The sequence below is a fragment of the Solwaraspora sp. WMMD792 genome (genome assembly GCF_029626105.1).
Classification (GTDB): Bacteria; Actinomycetota; Actinomycetes; order Mycobacteriales; family Micromonosporaceae; genus Micromonospora_E.
In genome coordinates this window covers 5889385-5906312 of record NZ_JARUBH010000009.1, presented here as the reverse complement: position 1 = coordinate 5906312, position 16928 = coordinate 5889385, and the positions used below count along the sequence as shown (strand labels likewise).

General features: G+C 71.1%; 11 protein-coding genes. 4 read left to right on the top strand and 7 right to left on the bottom strand.

The genetic code is table 11. The features are described from left to right. Nucleotides 1–326: 326 nt before the first annotated feature. A complete protein-coding gene (locus tag O7629_RS27445) occupies nt 327–2795 on the bottom strand; it encodes a tetratricopeptide repeat protein (RefSeq protein ID WP_278172849.1) in 2469 nt (822 codons plus the stop codon). Between the two features lie 409 nt (nt 2796–3204). Next, nucleotides 3205–4224, bottom strand: coding sequence for a serine hydrolase domain-containing protein (locus tag O7629_RS27440; protein ID WP_278172848.1), 1020 nt, complete (start codon nt 4222–4224; stop codon nt 3205–3207). A gap of 105 nt (nt 4225–4329) precedes the next feature. Here O7629_RS27440 and murD point away from each other — a divergent pair, with 105 nt between their 5' ends. After that, nucleotides 4330–5703: a UDP-N-acetylmuramoyl-L-alanine--D-glutamate ligase gene (gene murD / locus O7629_RS27435; RefSeq protein ID WP_278172846.1), complete on the top strand. Its 1374-nt coding sequence runs from the start codon at nt 4330–4332 to the stop codon at nt 5701–5703. Here the strand turns inward: murD and O7629_RS27430 are convergent. Together O7629_RS27430 and O7629_RS27425 are read right to left on the bottom strand one after the other, a co-directional pair. Then, entirely contained in the window at nt 5685–6626 is a 942-nt protein-coding gene (locus tag O7629_RS27430; protein WP_278172845.1) for a hypothetical protein, read from the bottom strand. The two genes, murD and O7629_RS27430, sit on opposite strands and share 19 nt — an antisense overlap. Then, entirely contained in the window at nt 6623–7612 is a 990-nt protein-coding gene (locus tag O7629_RS27425; RefSeq protein ID WP_278172844.1) for a hypothetical protein, read from the bottom strand. Before O7629_RS27425 ends, O7629_RS27430 begins: the two co-directional genes overlap by 4 nt. Nucleotides 7613–7811: 199 nt before the next feature. On the opposite strand from O7629_RS27425, the gene O7629_RS27420 reads away from it, so the two are divergent. The 3 genes from O7629_RS27420 to O7629_RS27410 are packed head-to-tail and all read left to right on the top strand — an operon-like array spanning nt 7812 to nt 12495. Continuing rightward, nucleotides 7812–9164 carry a hypothetical protein gene (locus O7629_RS27420; protein WP_278172842.1) on the top strand — a complete coding sequence of 451 codons (1353 nt, stop codon included), beginning with the start codon at nt 7812–7814 and terminating at the stop codon, nt 9162–9164. Next, nucleotides 9161–11101, top strand: coding sequence for a caspase family protein (locus O7629_RS27415; protein ID WP_278172840.1), 1941 nt, complete (start codon nt 9161–9163; stop codon nt 11099–11101). The genes O7629_RS27420 and O7629_RS27415 overlap by 4 nt, the downstream gene beginning before the upstream one ends. Beyond that, entirely contained in the window at nt 11098–12495 is a 1398-nt protein-coding gene (locus O7629_RS27410) for a hypothetical protein (RefSeq protein WP_278172838.1), read from the top strand. The genes O7629_RS27415 and O7629_RS27410 overlap by 4 nt, the downstream gene beginning before the upstream one ends. Before the next feature lie 7 nt (nt 12496–12502). On the opposite strand, the gene O7629_RS27405 is transcribed toward O7629_RS27410, so the two are convergent. Genes O7629_RS27405 through O7629_RS27395 form a run of 3 tightly spaced genes read right to left on the bottom strand, consistent with a single transcriptional unit; the run spans nt 12503 to nt 16837 of the window. Then, nucleotides 12503–14866, bottom strand: a complete 2364-nt coding sequence (locus O7629_RS27405; RefSeq protein ID WP_278172836.1) for a CHAT domain-containing protein — start codon at nt 14864–14866, stop codon at nt 12503–12505. Next, nucleotides 14859–15974 carry a VWA domain-containing protein gene (locus O7629_RS27400; RefSeq protein ID WP_278172834.1) on the bottom strand — a complete coding sequence of 372 codons (1116 nt, stop codon included), beginning with the start codon at nt 15972–15974 and terminating at the stop codon, nt 14859–14861. The genes O7629_RS27405 and O7629_RS27400 overlap by 8 nt, the downstream gene beginning before the upstream one ends. Next, a complete protein-coding gene (locus O7629_RS27395; RefSeq protein ID WP_278172833.1) occupies nt 15971–16837 on the bottom strand; it encodes a MoxR family ATPase in 867 nt (288 codons plus the stop codon). Before O7629_RS27395 ends, O7629_RS27400 begins: the two co-directional genes overlap by 4 nt. Between the last annotated feature and the right edge of the window lie 91 nt (nt 16838–16928).

Genomic DNA, 16928 nt, shown 5'->3' with positions numbered 1-16928 from the left:
GGTCGGCTTGGTCCCGACCTACTTCCGCAGCACCCCGGGAGATCGGCAGAAACTTGGATCTTCTGCCGCTGGTGCAGGGTCGGCGTACCAGCAGCCGGTGCCCGCAGTCACTGCTTCCCACGTTGCCGAATAGTTCTGTATTGGATCAAGACGCCGCGCCCAGCGCGGCGCGCGGGCGGAACACCGCCCGGCGGCAAGCCACCCCGGACCGCTACGCGGCCGGGGCGGAAAACCACCGTCACTGCCGGGCAACCGCCCGCCGCGCCGTGTTACTCGGCCCTCGGCGAGAGACGGTTGCCCTTGTCCGGAAGGCATCAAGGCGCAGATCAGGTGCTGGTCTGTCGTTGCCAGTGGGCGAGGTTGTTGCGGGTGGTCAGGGTGTCGGGGTGATCCGGCCCCAGCACTCGCAGCCGGTCGGCGAGCAACTCCTCGAACGCGGCGGCCGCGCCGACGGCGTCACCCGCTTCACCCCGCCAGTAAGCGAGGTTGTTGCGGGTGGTCAGGGTGTCGGGGTGATCCGGCCCCAGCACCCGCACAGTGTCGGCGAGCAACTCCTCGAACGCAGTGACCGCGCCGACGGCGTCACCCGCTCGACCCCGCCAGGAAGCGACGTTGCTGCGGGTGGTCAGGGTGTCGGGGTGATCCGGCCCCAGCACCCGCACAGAGTCGGCGAGCAACTCCTCGGACGCGGCGGCCGCGCCGACGGCGTCACCCGCTTCACCCCGCCAGTAAGCGACGTTGTTGCGGGTGGTCAGGGTGTCGGGGTGATCCGGCCCCAGCACCCGCAGCCGGTCGGCGAGCAACCTCTCGAACGCGGCGGCCGCGCCGACGGCGTCACCCGCTTCACCCCGCCAGTAAGCGACGTTGCTGCGGGCGCGCAGGGTGTCGGGGTGATCCGGCCCCAGCACCCGCACAGTGTCGGCGAGCAACTCCTCGAACGCGGCGGCCGCGCCGACGGCGTCACCCGCTTCACCCCGCCAGGAAGCGACGTTGCTGCGGGCGCGCAGGGTGTCGGGGTGATCCGGCCCCAGCACCCGCACAGAGTCGGCGAGCAACTCCTCGAACGCGGCGGCCGCGCCGACGGCGTCACCCGCTTCACCCCGCCAGTAAGCGAGGTTGTTGCGGGTGGTCAGGGTGTCGGGGTGATCCGGCCCCAGCACCCGCAGCCGGTCGGCGAGCAACTCCTCGAACGCGGCGGCCGCGCCGGCGACGTCACCCGCTTCACCCCGCCAGTAAGCGAGGTTGTTGCGGGTGGTCAGGGTGTCGGGGTGATCCGGCCCCAGCACCCGCACAGTGTCGGCGAGCGACCCCTCGAACGCGGCGGCCGCGCCGACGGCGTCACCCGCTCGACCCCGCCAGGAAGCGACGTTGCTGCGGGTGGTCAGGGTGTCGGGGTGATCCGGCCCCAGCACCCGCACAGAGTCGGCGAGCAACTCCTCGAACGCGGTAGCGGCAGCCGCGACTTGTCCGGTGTTCCCGAGGCTGCGGGGGCTGTGAAACAGCAGCGGATGAGCGTCGGGTTGCAGGAGTGCATCACCGCTGGCCGTCCGTAGGGCGGTGCTATTGGAACGCAAGGTCTGCGTGGTGTCGTGGTCCCGGTCGATCTCGGGCCAGACAGCCAGTAGAGCGTCAGCGGCGGCCCGGGCGAGAGCGGCGAGGTGGACCGGGTCGAGGGTGTCGCGGGTGACCCGCTGCACCAGGGCGTGGACGCGGACCGTGCCGGTGGCCGTGTCGTGGGTGACAAGGCTCAGTCGGTGCAGGTTCCGTAGCGCGTCGCGTACGTCGTCAGCTGTCACCTGCCGCCCGCTGCGGTCCGCGAGGTGCGCCACGGCAGCATCGGCGGTGAACACGGCCTCGGGGATGCCGTTCGGATCCAGCACAGCGGCGAGGTTCAAGACATGCCGAGCCAGACCGGCTGGCGGATGGCTGTCCGCCACGTCGATCGACAGCGACCACGTGACCGCGACCGTCGCCCGGTGCCCATCTGGGAGAGCGTCATCCGGCGGGACAAGCTCAATCAACCTCTTCCGCCGGTCAGCCAGCCGGGCCCGATAACCGGCAGGATCGATACCCCGGTCCCGGATGAACGCGGCCGCCTGCGCCAACGCCAACGGCAGACACCCCAGATCAGCGGCCAACGCAGCCAGATCGTCATCCTGGTCACCACTGGCACCGATCGCACCGTCAAGATAATCGACAGCGTTATCCGGGCTGAACACATCGACGTCGACCAGGAAACGGCCGTCCGTGTGCAGCACCGGATCACGGCGACGGGTCGTCACCACCGTCCGACCATTGCGACTGTTCGGCGGCCACCAGTCCGCAGCGTCACCAGGGCTATCGAGGTTGTCCAACACGACCAGCCACCGCTTCGACGTGCGCTCCAACCACGACACGAACCGGCTGGCCGCAGCCTCATCGTCCCCGTCTCCCGCCACAGCGGCACCCACCGAGCGGGCAGCGTCGGCGTAACGGGCGACGATCGCGTCACGACTCGACGCCGTCACCCACACCAGCACATCCACCTCACGACCCCGCTCCAACCGGCGCGCGAACTCCGCCGCCAACTGGGTCTTGCCCACCCCACCCATCCCCGACAACACCTGCGTCAACACCGCCGTCCGGCCCGCCCTGGCCGCCCGCGACAGCTCCGCGCCCGCAGGCCGACCCTGAAACCACGCCGCCCGCTCCGGGACCCGCCCGACACGCACCACCGCACCCTTCGGCACCGACGACGGACCACGCTTGACGCGCCGAGCCATGAACCCGTCGACGAGTGCCGCCAAAGCCGCCACGCTGCCGATAATCCCCGCGATCCAGCCAGCCTGTTCCGTACCCGCCCAACCGAACCGAGGCAGCCCCCACCCCCACGGATTCCACCAGGCGAACAGGGCCACCAGGCCACAGACGACAGCGAAGACCGCAAACACAACCGTCCGCCGCCGCCACCGACGAGGAAACACCCGAGCCACGCGCACCATCATCGACGACAAGCACAATCACCGAACTCACCGAGTCGGGATCACGTCATCGCTGCCGGGGCCAGCCAAACAGCGGCAAGCCGACCTACAAAGATCAACTACGACAACGCCAGTACAAACGAGAACCGAAGCAGCTGCGAGAGGCCGAGAGACGTCGAGGAACCCGCCGCAGGCCAGCGAGCCGACGTGTCCGGTTCGACCCGATCCAAGGCCCGGACGCGGGTTAGGGGTTCGAGTCCCCTTGGCTCCACACCTCGGTCGCCAGCATTGCAAGCAGGCGATCGCACCAGGCGGCGAATGGGGCACGAACGTCGCGCCGTGGATGGACACGGTTACTCAAGATGACCACGCCATAGCCACGGCTGGGCTCGAGCCACACCCGGTTGCCGACGAAACCAGAGCAGCCGTAGCCGTCCGGTCCGGCGACCGGCCCGCCCAGGCCTCTGGTCGGAGTGAGCCACCAGCCCAAGCCGAACCGCTCGGTGTCGTGGCCGGTAGCCCAGCACGACCGGGCCGCCGCATGCAGGTCCGGGCTTACGGCCTGCTCGGCCAGCCAGCTCCGCGCCGCCGAACTGACCAGCTGCAGCGTGCCGAACGCGCCGGCGTGCCCGGCGACACCGCCCATCGTCCAAGCGTTCTCGTCGTGGACCTCTCCGACGATGAGTCGCCGACGCCACGGGCAGTGTTCGGTGGCGGCGGCGCGGCCGGGGGCCCGCCCCATGTGCAGCCCGGTCCGGCGTCGGGCAAGCACAGTCAGCGATTCGTCAGCGAGATCCTCGACCATCGCACCGAGCAGTAGAAAGCCCAGGTCGCTGTAGACCACCCTCGGCTGGTCCGCCAGCTCGGTGCGTAGCGCCGCGTCCACGACCGCCGCGCGCCCGGTGAGGGTCCGGAAGAAGGGAACGGTGGCGGGTAGTCCGGACCGGTGACTGAGCAGGTCAGCGACGGTGGCCCTGCCGACCGGTCGGCCGACCGCCCGGTGCCAGCATTCGGCGAGCGGCTGTTCCAGTGCCAACCGACCGTCGGCCACCAGACTGAGAACTTCAGGCAGCGTGACCAGCGTCTTGGTGAGGCTCGCCAGGTCCCACCACTCGTCGGCAGTCGCCGGCCGGCCGACCGACAAGTCGGCGACGCCGTGCACCGCTCGGGCCAGTACGCCCTGCCGGTCGAAGACGCACACCGCGACGGCGGGCATCGGAGCCGCCCGCGCCAGCGCGGTTACCTGCTCCGCGAGGGACGTCACGGCGCTATGTTATTCACTGCCGAGGCGTCCCGACTGTGGTCGTCTGGCGTCTCGGTACTGTGACAGCCCTAGTCGCCGGTTTCTGGTGGCATCCGAGGAGCGCCCGTGCATCTGGAGGACTTGACAGGTCGGCAGGTCGCCGTCTGGGGTACTGGCCGGGAGGCGATCGCCGCCGCCGAGGCCATCGCCCCGTACGGTCCCGCGCGGATGATCGCGGTCCAGGACCGGACGACCTTCCTCGCCACCGGTTGGGACGGCCGACTCGCCGAGATCGCGCCGCTGTACGAGGGCGAGGCGGCCCACGACCAGCTCCGCTCGATCGACGTGATCGTCCGGTCGCCGATCATCGGCCAGACGCATCCCTGGATCGTGGAGCACCGTGCCCGGGGCGGGGTGGTGACCGGCGGTACCGCTCTGTGGATGGCCGACCACGCCACGCGTACCGTCGGGGTCACCGGTAGCAAGGGCAAGAGCACGACGACGACGCTGATCCACCAGATGTTGGCGGCGGTCGGTCGGCAGGCCACCCTCGGCGGAAACATCGGAGTGGCGGCGCTCGCCCTGCCCGAGTCGGAGCGGTACGTGCTGGAACTGAGCGTCTACCAGTGTGCCGACCTCGAGGACTCGCCCCGGGTGGTCGCGTTGACTTCGCTGTTCCAGGAGCATCTCGACTGGTCGGGCAGTGAGAGTGGCTACTACCGCGACAAGCTCAACGTGGCGATGCACGGCGCCGAGGTGGTCGTCTACAACGGCCAGGACGAGCGGCTGGCCGCCGAGCTGCACCAGCTGGGTGCCGGTCTCCAGCTGCCGCTGGTCGCTGGAAACCGGCCGGACTCGTTCCATGTGACCGAGCATCCCGACGGCCGGCGCTGGGTTTTCCTGGCCGGCGAGCCGCTGTTCCCACGCGACCTGTTCGCGCCGGTCGGGCGGCACAACGAGGGCAACCTCTGCGTGGCGCTGGCCGCGGTGCAGGGGGAAGGCGTCGACTGCCTGACCCACCGCGACGACCTGGCCCGCGCCGTCGGGGAGTACGCGCCGCTGACGTACCGGATGACCGAACTGCCTGACCCGTCCGGGCTTACTTTTGTGGACGACTCACTGTCGACCATTCCGCAGTCGGCGATGTACGCGATCGAGGCATACGCGGACCGCCCGCTGACCGTGATCGTCGGCGGAAGTCTGGACCGGGCGGTGGACTACACCCCGCTGCGGGACTACCTGGAGCAGCGCAAGATCACGGCGACGCTGATCGGCCTGCCGGACAACGGTGACGTGATCCTCGACCTGCTGCGCGACCTGCCGGGCATCACCACATTGTCCACCGGCGATCTGGTGCACGCCGTGCGGTTGAGCCGCGAGGTCACCCCGGCGGGCGGCGTGGTGCTGCTGTCCCCCGCAGCACCCAGCTACGGACGGTACGACAACTGGGAACACAAGTCGCGGGTGTTCCGCGAGGCGATTCAGTCCACGGCGGCGTAGAGCAGTTGCATGGAGCGGATCGCCGAGCGGACCTCCTGCAGCACCTCGAACGTGTCGGCGGGCTGCACCCACCGGCTGGTCGCGGTCGCGAACCCGATCGTCTCGATCGTGGCGCCGTAGCCGAGGCCGAGCACCCGTACCGCGTCACAGTGCTGGAAAGGCACGAACATGTCGGTCGTGACCAGCAGCAGCCGGGCGTCGCGGGCGGCTCCGGGCAGGAGTTCGGCCCACCCGACGAACGTGTCGGCCGTGTTGGCGCGCATCCCCGGCCGGGTCGACGGCGCGGCGAGTACCGACACCGGAGGCCGAACGTCGACGTGCTCCCGTACCCACCAGCCGTCGCCGTCCCGGCAACTGGTTGGTTCACCGAGACCGAACTCGAGGCGTAGCGATTCCGCCACCGCGTCGCCTTCGGTGGGACACGGCCGCAGCCCCAGCTCGCGGGTTGTCTCGGCCTGACCCACGAGCGGCCGGGTGCTGCCCAGCCCGGCCACGGCCGACACTCCGATTCCATCCCGCAGGACCGTCGTCGCGGCCAGGTGGGCCCGGGCCAGCATGGTACGGACTCCGCCGCCGAGGACGAGGACGTGGTCGTACCGTCGCTCCGCAGGCGTCGCGCAGTCGGCCAGGCCGAGGGCGGCGGTGGTCCGCCTGATCAGCGCGTCGAGTTCCGGCTCGAATTTCTCGCCGACCGCCTGGTGCCGTTCCTTCCCCTTGCGGTAGTCCCATCGGCTGGAGAAACGCGCGGCGTCGGCGAGCCGGTCGCCGAGCGGGGCGGCAGCCGGCAGCCGGAATCCGAACGCGGCCAGCAGTGCGGTCATCGCGGCCGAGCCCAGCCACCCGGCGATTCCCTCGGCCACACTGGCCCGGTCGCCGCCCGACCGGCACGACGGCAGAGGCGCGCGGGCGAAGTCGCTGGTCATCGTACGGCTGCGGGCGCGGAGGCGGCCTGGTACAGCCGCATCATGGACAGCAGCCCGGAGCGGATCTCCTGCAGGTAGCGGTCCGGGTTGGTGGCGCCGGGCGCGAGCGGCACGCTCACCGCGCCAGGGTCGAAGCCGATGGTGTCGATTCCGCAGCCGTACCGCAGCGCCAGCATGCGCAGGGCGTCGGCGTGTTGAAACGGCACGTAGATCGGGGAGGTGACCACCAAGATCCGGTCGGTGGCGCGTAGGTCGACCCGCCGGGCCCAGAACTCGTAGGTGTCCGGGGTGTTGGCCCGGCGGGTGGCCGGTTCACTTGACGGTGCGGCGAGCACCCGGACTGCCGTACCGGCCGGTGACCGGTAGGTGCGCACCGACCAGGAGCTGTGGTCGACCGGGCCGTCCGACGATTCGCGCAGCCCGGGTCCGTCGAGGCGGAACGCGGCCCGCACCCCGGCGTCCATCGCGTCTACCTCGTACCCGCTGTCCGCGAGTCCGGGCAGTTCCCGTTCCGCCGTGGTCAGCGGCCGGAAACTGCCCAGCGCGGCCAGTTCGGCAACGCTGACCGCACCCTGATCGATCAGCCGCGCGGCGTATTCGGTGCGCTGCAGGCAGGCCCGGCCCAGGCCGCCGAGGACGAGCAGATGGTCGTACTCCCGGTGGGCCGGCAGCCGCGGCTCGACCAGTTGGAGGGCAGTTGCCGCGTCGGTCACCAACTGGGCGGTCGCCCGATCGAAGTGGGGGGGTCTGACCTGGTCGCGTTCCACCCCGGCGGCCTTCTTCCGAAAGTCCCAGTGCTCACCGGAGAAGCCGTCCAACCAGGTCAGCAGCGGGCCGACGGCGGTGGCCGGCAGGGTGCCGCCGAACCTGTCGACGAGTGCCCGTATCGGCTCAGCGGACACCCAGGTCTCGATCTCGGCGGCGACCGCATCCGGCTGGAAGTTTGGCTCGCAGGCGGGAAGTGGGACGGGTGCGAAGCCGGACATGAATCCTCCACGCGGCATCGGGCGAGGCGCTCGGTCGCCACCGATAATAGGTGTCCCAGGGCGGCGCCTGGCCGCAGCCGAATCGCCGCGTCCGTAAGGTGGACTCAGTGGACATCGACCGGCGACTGAGCCGGGTCGGCTGATCGCCGGTCCGTCAGTAGACGTTGAACGTAGACGTCACCTGGGAGGTCGGCGGTCCATGACCGAGATCGATGTTCTCCGTGAACTCTGCTCCGACGTCCGTCGGAAGAGGATCCCCGTCGACGAGGCGTTGGTCGCTCGGATCGAGCATGACGTGGCGGCGTACCGCGACCGCCTGCGCGTCGCGCCCACCCAGTTGCCGCCGGCGGAGCTGAGGACCGGTCTGCGGCTGACCGGCTGGTTGATCTACGAGACGTCGCTGATGCTGCTGTGGAACGTTCCAGCCGAGATCGATGGGCTGTCGGAGCAGGCGCGGCGGGCGGCTGAGGCTGACGCGGCGCTGATCATCCGGCTCGCTACCGCCGCCAGATCGCTGCCGTGGCCGGAGTTCGCCCCCCGTGCCCTGGGCGCCATCCGGGCCCTGGCGCTGGTCAGGTCGAAGTGGAACGACTATGACGGCGCGTGGCTGCTGCACGAGGAAGTACGGACAAAGCATCAGTCGTACCGGGACAGTCTCGGCGCCGACCCGGCGGATGCGCGCCTGGTCCTCGACCTCGACGAAGTCCTGCTGCAACTGGCTCTCGCCGAGACCGGCACCGCCTGCCGCACCGCTGAACAGACGATCGGCCGTTGGCTCGAGAACTGGGGCGGCGCGGACGTGGCGACCGAGCGGCGGGAGGCCGACCGCTGGGTGCCCCGGATGTTCCGGCAGCTCTCCGACGGTGCCGAGGTCGGGAGGCGGGCGTTGGACATCGCCGACCGGATCTACCAGGAGTACGGCTTCGTGGAGACGATCACCGAGGACCGGCTCATTCTGCGCACCGGGTTCCGCAACCCGGCGATCATGACGTGCCGGGCGTTGCTGCTGATGTACTCGCTCTGTCCGGCGATGCAGCGTCTCGGCATGCGTCCGCGGGGCTACGACACCTGGCCGGACTTCATGTCCTCGGTACGCCAGCGGTTCCACGAGACACTGGCGTACCTGGTCCGCCCGGCCATGCAGGCCGACGGCACCCTCGCCCCGCTGCTCGACGACCACGCCCGCACGATCGTGCAGTTCTGCCTGCACTTGGCGCTGTTGACCGCTTCGGAGACGCTCGAGGAGCCGCTGGTCGTGGATGACACGCTGACGCTGCACCGGCTCGACGACGAGGCCGCCCGGGCCATGTCGCGCTGGCTGGCGGAACCGGCCGGCGGCGACGGCAGGGTACGCGGTGACGCGAGCGTCGTCGGCTCCGCGTCGATGCCTCATTTCATCCGCTCGGTCGAGGCGTGCCGGGACGACGCCGGTGCGACCGCCAACTATCAACAGTGGCGGCGGGAATGGACCGCGCTCGACCGGTACGGCCCGGACCGCTGGACCGGCATCGAAGCGCTGCTGGACCGGGATCCGGACGGCGGGATCTGGTGAGCCGGCTTGCCCTGCTGATCGGCTCCGACCATGGCGGCCTGCGCGGTGTGCGGCACGATCTCGCGGCGATGACGCAGGCTCTGCGGGCACGCGGGTTCGACGTGCGTGAGTGCCCACCGGCAGCGGCGACGCGGGCCGGGATCATCGCCGCGTACGAAGGGATCATCGCCGACGCCGGGCCGGGCGACGCGGTCGTCGTCTACTACTCCGGCCACGGAGGCTCGACCGAGCCTCCGCGGACCGGGCCACCACAGACCGGGCCGCCGTGGCCGGCCGATCTGCAGTACATCGTGCCGACCGACTACGACCAGTCGACCGCCGACGACTTCCGGGGCGTAACCGCCGCAGAGTTGTCCGTCCTGCAGTCCCAGCTGGTCGCGGTGACCCGCAACGTCACGGTGATCCTCGACTGCTGCCACTCCGGGCTGATGTCCCGCGACGTGAACCTGCGGCTGCGGGCGCTGCGCGGACCGGCACCGTACGCCTGGGTCCGCGCCCACCTCGACCGGATCCAGCTGCGTACCGACCTGCTGCCCATCGAGAGCAACCCGCACGCGGTCCGCATCGTGGCCTGCGCACCCGGTCAGCGTGCGTTCGAACGTCCGGGCGACGACGGGCTCTGGCGTGGCATCCTCACCACGCAGCTGTGCCGGGCCCTCGCCGAGGCCGGCGACGCACCGGTGACCTGGTCCGGGCTGCTCGACCAGGTCCGCTACCGGGTGACCGGGCTGATGTTCGAGCAGCGTCCCGAGGCGGAGGGTCCGGCCGACCGGTTGCTGTTCAGCACCGAGCGCGCGGACCTGCTGAATTCCCTGCCGGTGACGCCGCTGGACGTGCCCGGCCGGGTCCGGCTGGACGCCGCCGCCCTGCTGCGGGTCCAGCACGGCGACGAGTTCATGATCATGCCGCCAGGTCGGGCAGCCGACGACCGGGCGCACCGGGTCGGCGATCTGACGATCGACCACGTGGCGCAGACGTCGGTCGCGGGCACGGTGAGCTTCGCCGCCGACTGGTCGGCGGTGCCGGCGGGGGCGCGGGCGGTACGCACCAGGGTGACCGCGCCGCAGATCACGGTGCGGGTGCCGACCGGCGACCCGCGCGGCGGGCAGGTGCTGGCGGCGCTGGAGTCGACGGTGCTGGCCCGCCCGGCCCGGCGCGGCGCCGAGTGGACGGCCGAGATCCGGTTCGACGACTCCGGCGGGGTGGTGCTCCGTGACCGGATCGGGCCGCTGCATCCGCCGTACCCGGATGACGCCCGGGGGTACGCCGACCTCGCCCGCGCGGTGCTGATCCACGCCCAGGCGACCCAGCTGCGGCGACTGATCGGTGACCCGTCCTACCCGCTGGGCACCGATGTCACGGTGGACTGGGGCCTGGTCGTGGACGGTGCCGAGCACCCGCCGCCGCCCGCCGGTCGTCCGCTGACCCCGGCCAGCCGGATCTACGTGACCGTCCACAACCGGGGTGACCTGCCGGTGTACGTGTCGATGCTGGACATCGGGCTGTCCGGCCGGGTCTCGCTGCTGATGCGGGGCACCCCGAGTGGCCGTCTGCTACCGCCACGATCCGGCTACACGTACGGCCGCGACGACGTTCGGCGGGAGCTGACCGGGGTAGGGCTGGCCTGGCCGACCGGACTTGACCCGGCGCATGCCCGGACCGACACGATCCTGGTGGTGCTCAGCTCCGCGCCGCAGAGCCTCGCCGCGCTGGAGCAGCCCGAGATCGTCCAGACCCGGGAACCCGATCGCGGTCCCCGCCCGCCCGACCGTGATCACCGCGCACCCGTTGGCGGTTCCCGGCTGCGGGACCTGATCGACCAGATCGCCACCGGCGGCTCCCGCGAGATCGATCCGAATTGGCCGGACGGGGTGCGGTACGAGATCCACGGCATCGACTTCGAGATGACACCGAGTGTGGAGGAGCGCCCACGATGATGACCCCGCAGGAGCTGCGCGACCTGTGCACCGCGCTGCGAGCCAAGGAGTGCCGCACCGACAGCGAGCTGGTCGACCGGATCGAGGCGGACGTCCAGGCGTACCGCGACATCCTGGCCGCCCGGGCGACCCAGCTGCCGCCCGCCGAGCTGGCCGAGCGGCTCCCGCTGATGGGCTGGCTGATCTACGAGACGAGTTGGGACTGCGTCCAGCGGATCGAGGCATCGTTCGACAGCGACGTCACCGCGCCGGATGTCCGACAACGGAGCGAGGCGGAGTTCGCCCTGGTCCGACGGATCACGGACGGTGCCCGTGGACTCCCGTGGCCGGAGTTCGCCCCACGGGCTCTCGGCGCGCTGCGCGCCCTCGCCCTGGCCGAGTCCAAGCGGGACACGGAGCGCGGCTACGACGCGGCCTGGACGTTGCACGCCGAGGCCCAGAAGAAGTACGTCGAGTTCCGAGACAGTCTCGGCGCCGGCGAGGACACCCGACCGTTACGGCTCCAGTTGGACGAGGTGTTTCTCCAGCTGGCGCTCGCCGAGACCGGCACGGCCTGCCGTACCGCCGAGCGGGTGATCGCCCGCTGGTCGGATCCGTCCGACGAGCCGGCGGCGTCGGGCCGGTCACCCGCCGAGGAGCCGGCGCGGCCGGACCGGTCACCCGCCGAGGAGCGGCGGTGGATTCAGCGAATGTTCCGCGAGCTGACCGACGGCGTCGCCGTCGGGGAGCGGGCGATCGACACGGCCTACCAGATCGAAGCCGAGTTCGGCTTCGCCGACCAGGTCGACGAGCACCGGCTCACCCGGCAGACCGCATTGCAGAATCCGGGGATCATGACGGCCCGGGCGGCGTCGCTGCTGCTGGCGATCCGGCCGGCGATGCAGCGCTGCGGCCTGCGCCCGCCACCGGAGTTCGACTCCTGGGAGCTGTGGGAGAAGGACCTGCTGGACCGGTTCACCCGGGCGTACGCGGCCATCGAGAAGGACGTGCCGGGTGAATCGAAGATGGACGAAGGCTTCCAGCGGCAGCTGGTGCACGTCCGACTCAACCTGGCGCTGCTCAAACCCGGGTTTGACCTTCCGTCACGGCGGACCGACGGCCCGGCCTGTCTCGCACTCAACCCGCTCGACGACGCAGCCGTGGAGGCCATGTCCAGCTGGCTCGGTGGCCCGAGCGGGTCCGGTCGCGAACGGGCGCTCGGCGCGGCGACCATGCCGATGTTCATCTGGTCGTTGATCCGGTGTCGGGGACTGGGGCCGGCCGACCAGGGCTATCAGACCTGGCGGATCCGGTGGTTCTCGCTGGATCAGCACGCCAAGGAGCCGGGTCGCCTCGACCGGGTGCGCTGGGCGCTGGAGCAGGCCCGACGGCTGGCGGACGACGAGGACAGCTGAGAAACGTTCATCGCACGTACGCGCTGAGCAGCGCCCAGCCGGACTCCGGGGTGCCCGCCCGGATCTCGGCCAGCTGGGCGTCGCGCAGCGCGACGTCGATGGAGACCGGTTCGGGGGACCGAGCGGCGCGCACCATCGCGGCGGCGATCCGGCCGGTGCCGGCGTCGTCGACGCTGTCGATCCCGGCCACCACGCACCGGGCACCCCCGGTCAGCAGCGCCATCACCAGGCTCAGCGGCTCGGCGCGTTGATCGTTGCGGACCAGTCCGACGTGGCACGACGCCATCAGGACCGACTCCGGCCAGCGCAGCCCGAGAGCCCGGGCCGCCGACAGCCGCTCGCCGGGCAGGGCCAGATACTGGCCGAAGCCCTGGCCGCCGCCGTGCGCGGCGATGTGCAGGAACTGCCAGCGGCCGCGCCGTCGCAACGCGTCCGCGAACCGGCCGCCGTACGGGGCCGGGACGCCGTCGTCGCCCAGATCGCAGCTGCTGAGCGCGACGCCGACAGTGTCCGGGGGCAGCAGACCCCACGCGGCCCGCTCCTGTGCGATGTCGAGGTCGGAAAGGCGCTGTCCGTCGATCTCCACCGGCTCGTCGGAGCCGACCAGGCGGACCAGTGCGGCACCCGAGACCGGCGGTGGCAGTTTACCGGACAGGCAGGTGAGCACCGGGCTCTGCGAGATGACGGCGCGCTCGACCAGCCGGGTACCGGGGCCGGTCCACAGAGCGGCCCACGGGACGAGGCTCAGCCACGAGTGCGCCGAGATCAGCAGCTGGGCGGGCGCGTCGACGGTGCAGCCGGGCAGGATCTCCTCGGTCAACCGTGGCGGCAGGACCTTGCCGGCCAGTGCCCGGAAGTCGAGCAGACCGTCGTCGCGCAGACCCGCCACCGGCGGGTCGACGACGTCCCGGCCGCCGGTCAGCTGGCCGACCCGGGCGTGCTCGAACAGGACCCGAAAATCGTCGCCCGGATCGAACCGGTCGAAAGTCATCCGGCCACCCGGCTCGATGAGCGTGCGGAAGAACGCCGGGACCGCCAGATTGTCGGTCAGCTCGACATAGTCGAGGGCGTACCGCGGCCCGATCTCGCGGACGACTTCGTCCAGGTCGGTGGGCGGCGGGAACACGGTGTCGGCGAGCATCGGCGAGACGGCGTCCTCCAGGTCCTTACGCAGCGCGTCCAGCTGCGTCTGGCGGCGGTACGCCGTGCTGGTCATGACACCGGGGCTGGGGTTTTCGACATCGAGGATCTGGGTCAGCAGGTTTTTGATCAGCGGATTGTCGTCGAAGGTCAGCCCGTCGCGGACCCGCGCGGCGAAACCGGTCGACTTCGCGGACAGCGCCGCCCGGAGCCCGAGCCCGGCGGCCCGATCGGTGCCTATCCGGTGGGCCAGCAGACAGACGTCGGCGTAGACCCGGTGGAACGCCTCGGCCAGCGGCGCCCGGGATCGGGCGATGACCCGCCAGCGCGCCCGGACCCGCTCGGCCACGGCCAGCGCCCGCAACCCCAGGTCCACTGCCCGGTCGAGGTCGCCGCCGGTGCGGACGAGGTGCTCGGCGGCGGCGAGCAGCAGCGACAGTTCGCGTACGCCCTGATGGTCCACCCCGTCGTGGCTGCTGACGTCTGCGGCGTCCCGGCCGGTGTCGACCAGGTCGATGGCGGCGGCGAAGCACTCACCGGCCCGGTCGCTGCCGGGATCGGCGTGCCAGGAGACCAACGCCTCGATGAACTCGAACCGGTGGTGGGTGGAGAACGCCTTGGCCCGGTCACCTGCCCAGTACGGGCGCAGCTCTCTCAATTGGCGCAGGAACGGCCGGGGATCGCCCTGCTCGATGTGGGTCGCGCCGACCTCGAACTGGTAGTGCGCGATGTGTGGCTCGGCCCCGGTGCCGTACAGGTCCTGTGGTGACCGGCGGGCCAGGTCGCGGGCCGCCTGGGTGTGGCCGCCCAGTCGCAGGTCGCGGGCGGCGTGGTAGCGGTTGAAGGCGCCCAGGGTCAGGTCCCGGTCGAGCGGGCGCAGACCGGGCCGGGTCTGGTTCTCCTTGAGCAGGCGCAGCGACCGGGCGTGCATGCCGACCGCGCTGTACGGGCTGTTCAGCGCGGTGCCGGCCAGCTCGCAGTACCGGACGAGAACTGCGGCGTGATCCCAGGCCTGTGCCCGCTCCGCCCAGCCGGCGTCCCCGGTCGCCAACTTGATGTGCCTGCTCAGCGCGAGGTCGAACAGGGTGCTGCCGTCGACCCCGGTCAGCGCCTCCGCCTCGCGCATCCGGACGATTCCCACGGCCGTGTCGGCGGCGGCGGCGAGGGTCAGCAGGTCGTCGCGTCGCATGATTCGCCGCACCGCGACGTCGTGTCCTTCGAGGTCACGCATTGGCCACGACCTTCGCCAGGTTCCGCAGCGCCAGGTAGTCGTGGCAACCCACCACCCGGGTGGCCGACTGCTGCGCCTGGGCGATGCGGTGGTCCCGCGAAAGCTCGCCGTCGGTGTGGCAGTCGGGACTGGCCCAGATCAGCACCTTGGCGAGGGCTGCGAGCCGCTGGACCTGCCGGATCAGCGGTGCCATCTCCGCGTGTTCGAGCCCGTCCGAGCCGAAGACCACGATCGCCGAGCGGACGACGTCGGTGCCACCCCAGCGTCGCAGGAAACCGTTCAGCGCGTCGCCGAGCGTCGTGCCGCCGGACCAGCCGGTTTGCACCCGTCCGGCGGCGGGCAACGCGTCCCGGGGGCGGAGCCCGCGCATCGACCGGGTGAGACGGGTGTGGTCGGTGCCGACAGCGAAGACCTCGGTGGTACGCGGATTCGCGGCCAGCGCGGCGGCCGCGAACCGCAGCAGCATGTCACTGTACGGACTCATCGACGCGCTGACGTCGACGAGCAGGAGCAGTCGGCGGGTGCGTACCGCCGGGCGGCGGTGGCGTAGCCGTACCAACTCGCCGCCGGTGCGCAGCATGAGCCGCATCGTCCGGGCCGGATCGATCGGGCCGGTCCGGGTCGAGCGGCGGTGCATCGTGCGTCGGGTGGGCATCGGCCGCAGCAGGTCGACCCAGGTCGCCATCTCCCGCAGCTCATCCTCGGTCAGGTCGTCGAAGTCACGGCTGGCCAGCCGGCTGGTGTTGCCGGCCCCGCCGCCAGCGGCACGCGGCGACGGTACGTCGGCCCTCTGCGGTGCCGGTTCGCTGGCAGGCGGCTGGTTGTCGGTGCGGCGGGACTGGGCTGGGACCAGCGCCGGTCGAGTGTGACCGACGCCGTCCGGCGGGGTGCCGAACCAATCGCGGTACACGATGTCGAAGACGGGTACGTCGGTCCGGTCGCGGCACAAAGCCACCCGCAGCGGCCAGTACGGTTGCGCGTCGGCGGCGACCCCCCAGTGCCCCAGCGCCTCGGCGGCGGCGACGACCCGGTCGACGCTGACGGCCAACCCGGCGGTTCGCAGCGCCTCGGCGAACCGGACCAGGAGGGACAGCGGGTCGCCCGTCATCGGTCGTGCCGTCGACGTGCCAGCACCCGACGTACCTGCGCTTCGTCGTCGTGGTGCTTGACCAGGGTGCAGATCGCCGCGTCCGCTGCCGGGTCGTCCGGCGTGGCGGCGCCGAGCCGGTGTATCGCCCGCGCGTAGTCGATCGTCTCGGCCAGGCTGGGCTGCTTGGCCAGGTCCAGCCGACGGAGCTGGGCCATGATCTCGGTGATGGCGATGGCCAGGTCCGGCGCGAGTCCTGCTACGTGCCGGTGGAGGATACGAGCCTCCAGCTCGGGACCGGGATGGTCGATCCAGTGGTAGAAGCAGCGCCGTTTGATGGCGTCGTGCGGCTCCCGGGTGCGGTTGGAGGTGAGGACCACGAACGGCGCGACCTCCGCGCGGACCGTCCCCAGCTCCGGGATGGTGACCTCGTACTTGTCCAGCACCTGGAGCAGCAGGGCCTCGAAGTCCTCCTCGGCCCGGTCGACCTCGTCGATGAGCAGCACGGCCGGTCCGTTCCGCAACGCCCGCAGGATCGGTCGCGCGACCAGGTACTTCTCGTCCCACAGCTCGGGCAGCCGGTCGGTGTGGTCACCGGTCCCGGCCGCGCGCAGCGCCAGCATCTGGGCCGCGAAGTTCCAGTCGTAGAGGACCTGGCTCGCGTCCAGACCCGGATAACACTGGACTCGTTCGATCGGTCGATCGAGGACGGCAGCCATCGCCTCGGCGAACGCGGTCTTCCCGACCCCCGGCGCACCTTCCAGCAGCAGCGGCCGGTTCCCGTGAAAGGCGAGGAAGGCGGCTGCCGCCAACCCGGTGCCGGCCAGATAGCCGGCGCGTTGGTCCAACTGCGCGACGAGATGCGTAGCGTCTCCGAACGTCATTCGGTCCCCATTTCCACGCAGCCGAGTCCGGTCGATGTCCAACACTGACGGACGGGGCGGGTGTCGGTGGTTGGGCGGTACCGCCCAACCA

Excerpts from the sequence above, each read along its gene's own strand:
- O7629_RS27430 (WP_278172845.1), bottom strand. The coding sequence starts at position 6,626 with ATGACCAGCGACTTCGCCCGCGCGCCTCTGCCGTCGTGCCGGTCGGGC.
- O7629_RS27425 (WP_278172844.1), bottom strand. The coding sequence starts at position 7,612 with ATGTCCGGCTTCGCACCCGTCCCACTTCCCGCCTGCGAGCCAAACTTC.
- O7629_RS27420 (WP_278172842.1), top strand. The coding sequence starts at position 7,812 with ATGACCGAGATCGATGTTCTCCGTGAACTCTGCTCCGACGTCCGTCGG.
- O7629_RS27410 (WP_278172838.1), top strand. The coding sequence starts at position 11,098 with ATGATGACCCCGCAGGAGCTGCGCGACCTGTGCACCGCGCTGCGAGCC.
- O7629_RS27405 (WP_278172836.1), bottom strand. The coding sequence starts at position 14,866 with ATGCGTGACCTCGAAGGACACGACGTCGCGGTGCGGCGAATCATGCGA.
- O7629_RS27400 (WP_278172834.1), bottom strand. The coding sequence starts at position 15,974 with ATGACGGGCGACCCGCTGTCCCTCCTGGTCCGGTTCGCCGAGGCGCTG.
- O7629_RS27395 (WP_278172833.1), bottom strand. The coding sequence starts at position 16,837 with ATGACGTTCGGAGACGCTACGCATCTCGTCGCGCAGTTGGACCAACGC.